Origin of the sequence: Aurantimonas sp. E1-2-R+4, from assembly GCF_036549515.1 — a bacterium.
Taxonomy (GTDB): Bacteria; Pseudomonadota; Alphaproteobacteria; order Rhizobiales; family Rhizobiaceae; genus Aurantimonas; species Aurantimonas coralicida_A.
In genome coordinates, this window is sequence record NZ_JAZHLK010000048.1 from 22,295 (window position 1) to 30,681 (window position 8,387).

An 8,387-nucleotide genomic window follows, 5' to 3' on the forward strand; every position below is an offset into this window, starting at 1 on the left:
GCGGCTGTCTAGCATGGATGGTGGGGCGGGGACGTGCCTTGTTTCCGGCAGGCTCCGTCGTACCTCGTCCGTGTGCATCAGATGAGCGAACCTGTCCCGGTGCCACGGCGACGCGTTTCGGCGTCCCGCTCCTCAAGCACTTCGCTCCACATATCATAGGTCGATGCGACCATCAGTTCGAGTTCGTCGAGTGAGTAGAGGTCAACGCCCTCCTCGGTAAACAGTTGGGCGTCGCGGCGGTCGCCATCCGGATCAGCGAAGCGAACGATTGCGAGGCAAACGTCGGCGAAGTCCTCGTCAGCCGCCCGGATACGCTCGTGCATCATCGAGAAGGCGAAACGCCGGCCCTCTGCCGTCAGGCCGCGGGAGCGGCGAGGCTCAACGAAGATCGCGTGGGGTTGGTCGTCGATCGCGAGGACCATCGGAAGCCAGAATGTCACCTTTCGCCCGACACCCATCGCAAGCGGGAAGAAATCATGCTTGCGACCCATGACTCGCCCGGAAGTGGCAAAGTCATGCAAGCCACGGGCAACGCGCTTGTTGTGTATGAGTTCGATCTCGGAACGGCAACGCTTGGTCAATTCTTCCTCGACAAGCGACCAAGGGGTTGCCTCTGCACTACCGAAGTCGAGATCGGGCTGGATATTGAAGATGTCGTCGAAGCAGGACCGCACCGGCTTGTAGGAGAATGGTGGACGCCCACCTCGCATCTGCTCAAGGCTCTTGCGCTTCATGTCGTAGGGTTGAGGCGCAATCCGAGCGAGGTCGATGTCAGGCAAAGGGCGCGTCGTCATTCGGTTCTCCTGCGCGAGGATTCGCGTGTAGGGACACCTTGTGGTGTTGGAATCGTTCGAGGATCACATTATCCGATATACGCATTCCGAAAGCAACGTTCGTTCTTGCTTTGTCCACCACTGCCGACCAAGGCGCGTCCTTCGCGTGAGAAAGATCGACGAGTCGGCCAGTGGACATCGGACCATAGAAACGCATCACGTCGCTAACGATATCGATGACGGCGATGTCATCGGGGGTTGGCAGGTCTTGGGTTCTCCCCGTCAACGGGTCTTGCTTGACCGCACGAGTAGCAATCGGTGCAGACCCGCCATGTTTAAAAGCCCGGTAAACAGAGGGATGAACGGGCCCGTGCTGCCACGCCTCGAAGTAGCCGGAAACAAGAGGCTTTTTCGTCTTTGTAAGGTAGATGCCGTGAGCGAAGTAGAGCAGCTTCTGCAGTGCGAGATTTGTGATCTTGAAGCCGCGCCGATCCGCCTCGTCGAGTATGAGGTTCGCTATCGCCCTCGGATCGTATGCGCCGCTCATGGCCTCATTCTCGCTGCCTAACAGTTCTCATTTCGTTCGCATATTGAACGAGCGGTTGGTGATTTGGCAAGGAGGAAATGGTGCCGCTTAGGTGACTCGAACACCTGACCCCATCATTACGAAACACCGGTTCTATCTGTGCATAGCTGATCACGACGCATCGAGAGGGCTTGCACAGCAGGGGATTTCCTGCGATACCCCGACACGTTGGGAAGCATAACGGATCATTGGGAAGCACCAGATTGCTTCCCATCTGCTTCCCGAAACGGGGATGCGAATGCGTTTGAATGCGGCGACGGTGGCAAAGCTCGATCTGCCGCCGGGAAAATCGGAAAAGATCTATTTCGATGATGCGCTACCGGGCTTCGGGATGCGGCTCCGGGCCGGAGGCAAGCGCGTGTGGATCGCGCAATACCGGATCGGCAAGAAGCAGCGTCGGGTAACCATCGGCTCGGTGGATCGCATCGGTGCGGACATTGCGCGCTCTCAAGCCAAAGCCCTCCTCGCCAAGGTTCAGCTTGGTGCTGATCCCCAGCATGAAAAGGTGGAGGCTAGGGCAAAAGCGTCCGTCACTCTTGGTGCTGTCGCTGATCGGTACATCGAGGGCACGGCAAAGGAGAGGCTGAGGCCGAACAGCTACGCGGCGCTCCTCGTTCATTTCTCCAAGCACTGGAAGCCACTCCGGGGGCGGCCTCTCCATTCGATCTCCCGCGCCGACATTGCAATGCGCATGTCCGAGATAGCCAAAGAGAGCGGCCCCTACGCCGCCAACCGCGCCAGGGCGTCGCTTTCATCCTTGTTCTCGTGGTCGATGCGAGAAGGCATTGCGGACGCAAATCCCGTCACGGGAACAGGGAAGGCGACCGAAGAGGTTTCGCGCGACCGCGTGCTGTCGGACGAGGAACTGACGGCTGTCTGGCACGCGTGCCGCGACGATGACTATGGCCGCATTGTTCGATTGCTGATCCTCACGGGGCAGCGTCGCGATGAAGTCGGCAGTATGAGCCGCCACGAACTGGATATCGCGAAGGCTATTTGGACAATTCCGCGCGAGCGCACGAAGAATGGGCTTGCCCATGAAGTGCCACTCTCTTCCGCGGCGATCGAGATAATCAACGCGGTGCCGGATCGTGAAGGCCGGGATCTGCTGTTCGGGTCGGGTGAAGGCGCCTTCCAAGGATGGAGCCGGGCGAAGGCTAAGCTTGATGCCCGAGCTACAGCGCTGCTGGCAGATAATGCGGAGAAGAGTGGCGAAAAGCAGAAGCCACCGCAGCCGTGGCGGCTGCACGACATCCGCCGAACGGTCGCCACCCGACTCGGTGATCTTGGCGTCTTGCCGCATGTCGTGGAGGCGGTCCTCAATCATGTCAGCGGCCATCGGGCCGGTGTAGCTGGCGTATACAACCGGGCGGTCTACGCGAAGGAAAAGCGGGAGGCGCTGGAGCTTTGGGGCGCAGCGCTTGGGCGAGTCGCTGACGAGGGAGGCCTTGGGCATGAATGACGCTGAAGCGAAACCCGATGATGCTGGATCGGATGATCCGTCGCCTGATGCGCCGAACCCTGAAGATTTTGATCCGAACTCCGAGGTCTACTGGACGCTACCGATGGTGCTCGCTTGGATCGTTTACCGGGACAGCGGCGAGGTTCGCCAAATGTGGGATCAGTACCGCTCTAGGTGCATGGACGATGCCGGTACCGCAACAGTTTCATTGCACCACATCGCCTGTCTCGTTGACGACGAGGGGCATAGCATCGCGATGTCGCCGGCCGAGGCGGAGCGCTTGCTCCTCGGGACCCTAGCTGTAGGGTCGATTGCTGCTTGCGGCATACCGCTCGACGGTGAGCGACGTGTAGAAATTAAGGAGAGGGAATGGGCGGATTTCGGCTTCTTCGAAGGGCACGGAAGCCGAGACGAGGTTCGGGCGGGGCCGTTCGGCCATGGTTATCATTCCGTCCTGCTAAAATCACGAGCGGTCCGGCAGGCGTGGCCGGCCATTCAGCCGCCTGTCCCCTTCTCGTATGAAATCGACGAGCTCGAACGCTTGCCATTGTTCCAGGCCGTCATCTGGTGCGCGACTGGCGGCGCCGATACGACAAATCTGGATATCCAGGAGCGGGCGCTTCAAGAGCAGGGCGAGAAGATCCTGTTCCTGCTTTTATCGCGAGGTGTTGTGACTGCGACCGGTGAGTGCCCCTCAGATCTTCTGCGGGAAGACATCCCGAAAGAATACTGGGAGCGCGCTTCCTCGGATATCGCCGATGAAGCGCATTTTGTCGACTATACCCGCGACGGCCTCGCGCCGTTTGGTGAGCGGCGACTCAGATGGCAAGATATAAAAACTGACCTCGAACAGCTCCAGTCCGTCGTAAACTCCCGCGTCGAAACCACTCGATCTCGGCTTGAGGACAAAGCCGTGAAGGAGGAGATGCGTGTTGCATCCTTTTCCGGCGCGAAGGGGAGAGATGAATTTCACCGGATTGTCAGAGAATCTCAGGCGCAAGGTGCAAATGGCTCGGATCACCCGAAGCGAGATGACGTGGTTGATCATCTTGCCCATGTGACGGGTTGCTCGAAAACTTGGGCGCGAGAACTGTGGGCGCGGGAGGCGCCGCAAGAATGGCGGAAGCCGGGACCCCGCGGCTCTACCGACTGGTGCACAGCAATTGCGCTGGTAATCACGCGGTAGATTGCGCCGCTTTCTGTTGGCGCAATTAGGCGGCGCAATTCGGTTCGCTCATCCTTGACCTGTAGCCGACGCATCTCCGCGTTGGTCAAGTACGAGGACGCGATGAGCTATCTCGAAAATCTGCCCCCAGATCTCGCCCGCCACCGGGTGATCGGATCGGCCGAAGCAGCGGCCATCTGCAATATCAGCCTGCCGCATTGGCGCCGCCTGTATCGGGCCGGTAAAGCGCCTGCTCCCATTCGCCTCAGCGAGCGCAAGCTCGGATGGCGCGTCGGCGACCTCCTGAACTGGATGTCGGCGGCGGAAAAGAGGGAGGCCGCGTGAATCCATGGCCCACATAGTCGAAACCCGCCGCGCGGGGCGACGGGCTTCTGAAATGCTGTCTCTTGGTCAGGACAGCTATTCAGATAGCACCGTATCCTCCGAACATCAATCCGAATGGGTCCGCGCTCGTTACCGCGTCGCGCCTGCAATGGCGCGGGTGGTCGCAGAGCATTGCTTCGGAAATCCGCACGGGAGGTCTAGCCGATGACCTGTCGCTACCATATCCGCGCCCGCATCCGTCCGGACGGGCTCCCCATCACCATCGTCGGCCGCAATGCCGATACCCTGGAAAAGTTGCTCGCTGCCGGCGAGCATGGCCTGACGACCATCGAGTACCCCGCGCCCCGGGTCGCACACTACATTTACCGCCTGAGGGGCATGGGGTTCGTCATCGAGACTATCGATGAAGCTCATGGGGGAGCGTTCCCCGGCCACCACGCCCGCTATCGTTTGGTGTCGAAGGTGGAAATCCTGCCGGATGACGCAGAGCGGAGGGTTGCCTGATGGCCGAACCCATTGCTCACATCCCCGGCCCCTACGGCAAGTCCATCGCCGTCTTCGCTTCCCCGGATCTTCCGGGGGAGTATGCCCACGACATGAACGGCTGCATGGACATCGCGGGCATTCATGATCCCAAACAGCGGGATCGCTGCTTCAAGGCGCTGAGCGAAAAGGTGGCGAAGAACGGCAGCGTTTCATTCCAGGTTTTACTCGATCACGGCGGCCAGAAGGTCCCGAAGGTGCCGCTCCCCCGTCCGACGGATGATGTCTACCCGACCATTCCGAGCGACCCGTCGCTGAACTTCCCGACGGAAGCGTGGGTCACCGCGACGATGGATGCACCGGATTGGGCCGCGCGGGCAAACATCCTGCTCGAAATACTCGGCAGCAATCTCGAACAGATGCGGTCGTGGAACCTTCCGGGGGACATCGACGGCGCGATCAAGGGCCACAGCCTGTCGCTCATCCTTACTTCCGCGCTGGAGCACCTGCACGAGGCGGAGATCGACTGCCTCGAACAGGCGGCGTTCTATGTCCTGACGGCCCACGACGAGTGGTCGGAAGCCGGCGTCGAATGGCTGCGTCCGTACCGCAGGACCTGGTTTCGCGACTGGGTGGCCGATCGGCCAGTGTACCGCGAATTCGCGGGCATCATGCGCTCGGTGAACAGCGACTTGCCGACGTGGATCAGGAAGGGAGTCGCACGATGATTTCCATTCAGCTCCACAATCCTATCAGCGCCGAGCCGGTATCGAGCAGCGGCAAGACATGGGTTCGCCTCGGTTTTGCCGATGGCAGCCGCGTCACGCTGTTCACGGTCAATCTCGATCAGGCGGGCGCGATTGCCGATGCGATCAACTCCGAGAATGACGCACGGAAGGGGGGACCGGGCGAATTGCCCGGCGCTCCCGCCAATGACGACGAGCACGCCTTCGTCAGCATCGGCGACATAGCCACGCAGATCGTCGGCCGGCTTCAGAAAGGGGGCCGGTCATGAGCGCCAATCCGTGGGTCAAATGGTTCGCTGGCGACTACCTGAATGGCGTCGCCGATCTGGGTCCGAATGAGGGCTGGGTCTATTCGATCGTCCTCAATCTGATCTTCGATTCCGGCGCGCCGATTGCCGACGACATCACCCGTCTGGCGCGTCGCTGTAACATGCGCCCGACAGGTGTCGAGAAGGCCGTTCAGAACCTCGTGTCGGCGGGCAAGTTGACGCGCCGCGAGGGCGTCATCAGCAACGCCAGAGCGGAGGAAACGGTAAAAAGTCGATCAAAACTCGTCGATAACTCGACCAAAGCCGCGAACACGCGATGGGAGAAAGTCCGCGAAAATGTCAACGAAAACAACAACGGCGACGTGCCGGTGCATTCCGCAGGCAATGCAGATGGAATGCCATACCAGAAGCCAGAAGCCAGAGAAGAACCTAACGGTTCTTATTCCGATCCTGACGGATCGGGCGCAGAAGCGCCGCCGGACATTCGAAAACAGCTTTTTGACGAGGGCCTGAAATCGCTCATCCGGCAGACAGGAAAACCGGCATCGCGCTGTCGTCCGCTAATCGGCAAATGGCTCAAGGCTTCTCGTGACGATTGCCGGCTCGTCCTGTCCAAGATCAGGCAGGCCGAAGCCGATCGGGTGGCGGACCCGGTGCCCTGGATCGGGGAAGCGATCAAACCGGCGTGGTCGGCCGATCCGGTCGAGCGCCAGATGCGGCAGTCGTTTTGATGAGCGCGATAATTCCCATGAACGATGTAATCGGCGCCCTCAGTGAACAGGGCATCAAGCTTCGCTCGGCCTCGGCCGGCACCCACAAGACGATCTGCCCGGCGTGTTCCCATCAGCGGCGCAAGCAGACGGACCCTTGCCTGTCGGTGACGGTGGAGCCGGAGGGCAGGGCGGTCTGGAACTGCCACCACTGCGGCTTCTCCGGGGCGACCGGTGGGCGGGATTATCGGCCGGCCGCCAACGCTCGCGGACCTCGCAGCTACCGCCGTCCCGAGCCGGTGGCGAACCCGCAGCGACCGGACAAGATTCTGGACTGGTTCTCCGGTCGCGGCATCTCGGCGGAGACCGTCGCGGCGGCCGGCATCTACCGGACGCGTTCCTGGTTTCCGCAGACCAATGGCGAACTGGATTGCATCGCGTTCCCCTACGAGTGGGCCGGCGCCCTGCGGAACGTGAAGTACCGCTCGGCGGAGAAGCACTTCCGACAGGAGAAGGACCCGGAGCCGGTCCTCTACAACGCGGACAGCATCATCGCCGGGCAGGACCTGATCATCTGCGAAGGTGAGATCGACGTGTTGAGCTTCATCGAGGCCGGCTTCGAGCGTGTTGTCTCGCTGCCCAACGGCGCCCCGTCGAAGCCCGAGACGAGCGACCGGCGATACGAACCGCTGGCGACGCATGCCGACGCGCTGGAGGCTGTCAGTCGCGTCTATATCGCCACTGACATGGACGAGCCGGGCGAGATGCTGGCGAACGAACTGGCGCGTCGCCTCGGCAAGGATCGCTGCTGGCGAGTGCGGTTCCCGAACCGCGACGACGTGCAGGAGAAGGACGCCAACGACACCCTGAAGCATCACGGCGCCGACGCGGTGCGCCAATGCGTGACCGACGCCGAGCCGTGGCCGATCGATGGCCTTCACGACGCCGGGGAATTCGCTGACGAGGTGCTGGACCTCTACCACGGCCGCGGCCCTCAGCCGAAGTCCACGGGCTTCCCCGAGATGGATCGCGCCTTCCGCTATCAGCCGGGACAGTTCATCGTCGTCACCGGCATTCCCAACCACGGCAAGAGCCGCTGGCTCGATCAGGTGGCAGTGCAGACAGCGCGCTTGAATGGCGACCGCTGGGCCGTGTTCTCGCCGGAGACGGGCGACGCCAACCATATCGCCGACCTCTGCGAGATCTGGGCGGGCTTCCCGTTTCATGATGGACCCTCGCCGCGCATGTCCCCGAAGGAACTGGCCGACGCGATGGCGTGGGTACGGGACCGCTTCGTGTTCATCAACGCCAAGGATCACACCCCATCGATTGATTGGGTGCTGGATAGGGCCAAGGCGGCGGTCATCCGGCAGGGCGTCCGGCACCTGATCATCGACCCGTACAACGAGATCGAGGCCAGCCGGCCGGCAAAGCTGACGGAGACCGAATTCATCAGCCAGTTCATTTCGAAGTGCAAACGCTTCGCCGCTCATCACGACGTTACGGTCTGGATCATCGTCCACCCGACCAAGATAAGGGCGGCCCCGGGCGAGAGCCGGGAGCCGATCCCGACACTCTACGACCTCGCGGGCTCAGCTCATTGGCGCAACAAGGCCGATGCCGGTCTCGTCGTCTACCGCGACTATGCGCGAAACCAGACGCTGGTCATCTCGAAGAAGATCCGCTTCCAACCGCGATGCGGTGAGCCGGGAACGGTGAAGATGGAGTTCGTCGGTGTCAACGCCGGAGCAAATATGCGCCAGTTGGCCGGAGGAAATATGTGCCAGGTGACGTCATGAGAAGGGCCCCGATCGGGGCCCTTCTCATGACGTTTCGCGCTTTTCGGCG

The 8,387-nt window shown here is 61.3% G+C and carries 10 protein-coding genes; 8 read left to right on the forward strand and 2 right to left on the reverse strand.

What is annotated here, in order from left to right; all coding sequences use genetic code 11:
• Positions 1-77: 77 nt before the first annotated feature.
• Both socB and socA read right to left on the reverse strand, forming a co-directional pair.
• Positions 78-794, reverse strand: a complete 717-nt coding sequence (socB, locus tag VQ045_RS17670) for a type VI toxin-antitoxin system SocB family DNA replication inhibitor toxin (RefSeq protein ID WP_331831037.1) — start codon at positions 792-794, stop codon at positions 78-80.
• Positions 772-1,320 (reverse strand): type VI toxin-antitoxin system SocA family antitoxin, encoded by a 549-nt coding sequence (gene socA, locus VQ045_RS17675; protein WP_331831038.1) that lies wholly within the window; start codon positions 1,318-1,320, stop codon positions 772-774. Before socA ends, socB begins: the two co-directional genes overlap by 23 nt.
• A gap of 277 nt (positions 1,321-1,597) precedes the next feature.
• Here socA and VQ045_RS17680 point away from each other — a divergent pair, with 277 nt between their 5' ends.
• From VQ045_RS17680 to VQ045_RS17715, 8 genes are all read left to right on the forward strand, one after another.
• Entirely contained in the window at positions 1,598-2,821 is a 1,224-nt protein-coding gene (locus VQ045_RS17680; protein ID WP_331831039.1) for a tyrosine-type recombinase/integrase, read from the forward strand.
• Positions 2,814-4,007, forward strand: coding sequence for a hypothetical protein (locus VQ045_RS17685; RefSeq protein WP_331831040.1), 1,194 nt, complete (start codon positions 2,814-2,816; stop codon positions 4,005-4,007). Before VQ045_RS17680 ends, VQ045_RS17685 begins: the two co-directional genes overlap by 8 nt.
• Before the next feature lie 102 nt (positions 4,008-4,109).
• Positions 4,110-4,331, forward strand: coding sequence for a helix-turn-helix transcriptional regulator (locus tag VQ045_RS17690; protein ID WP_331831041.1), 222 nt, complete (start codon positions 4,110-4,112; stop codon positions 4,329-4,331).
• A 204-nt stretch (positions 4,332-4,535) separates the two neighbouring features.
• Positions 4,536-4,835 carry a winged helix domain-containing protein gene (locus VQ045_RS17695; RefSeq protein ID WP_331831042.1) on the forward strand — a complete coding sequence of 100 codons (300 nt, stop codon included), beginning with the start codon at positions 4,536-4,538 and terminating at the stop codon, positions 4,833-4,835.
• Between the two features lie 104 nt (positions 4,836-4,939).
• Positions 4,940-5,542 (forward strand): hypothetical protein, encoded by a 603-nt coding sequence (locus tag VQ045_RS17700; RefSeq protein ID WP_331831043.1) that lies wholly within the window; start codon positions 4,940-4,942, stop codon positions 5,540-5,542.
• Entirely contained in the window at positions 5,539-5,829 is a 291-nt protein-coding gene (locus tag VQ045_RS17705) for a hypothetical protein (protein ID WP_331831044.1), read from the forward strand. Before VQ045_RS17700 ends, VQ045_RS17705 begins: the two co-directional genes overlap by 4 nt.
• The gene (locus tag VQ045_RS17710; RefSeq protein ID WP_331831045.1) at positions 5,826-6,560 is read left to right on the forward strand and encodes a YdaU family protein; all 735 of its coding nucleotides are present in this window, start codon (positions 5,826-5,828) and stop codon (positions 6,558-6,560) included. Before VQ045_RS17705 ends, VQ045_RS17710 begins: the two co-directional genes overlap by 4 nt.
• Before the next feature lie 17 nt (positions 6,561-6,577).
• Complete coding sequence (locus tag VQ045_RS17715) at positions 6,578-8,338, forward strand: DnaB-like helicase C-terminal domain-containing protein (protein ID WP_331831046.1); 1,761 nt, start codon at positions 6,578-6,580, stop codon at positions 8,336-8,338.
• Positions 8,339-8,387: the final 49 nt, after the last annotated feature.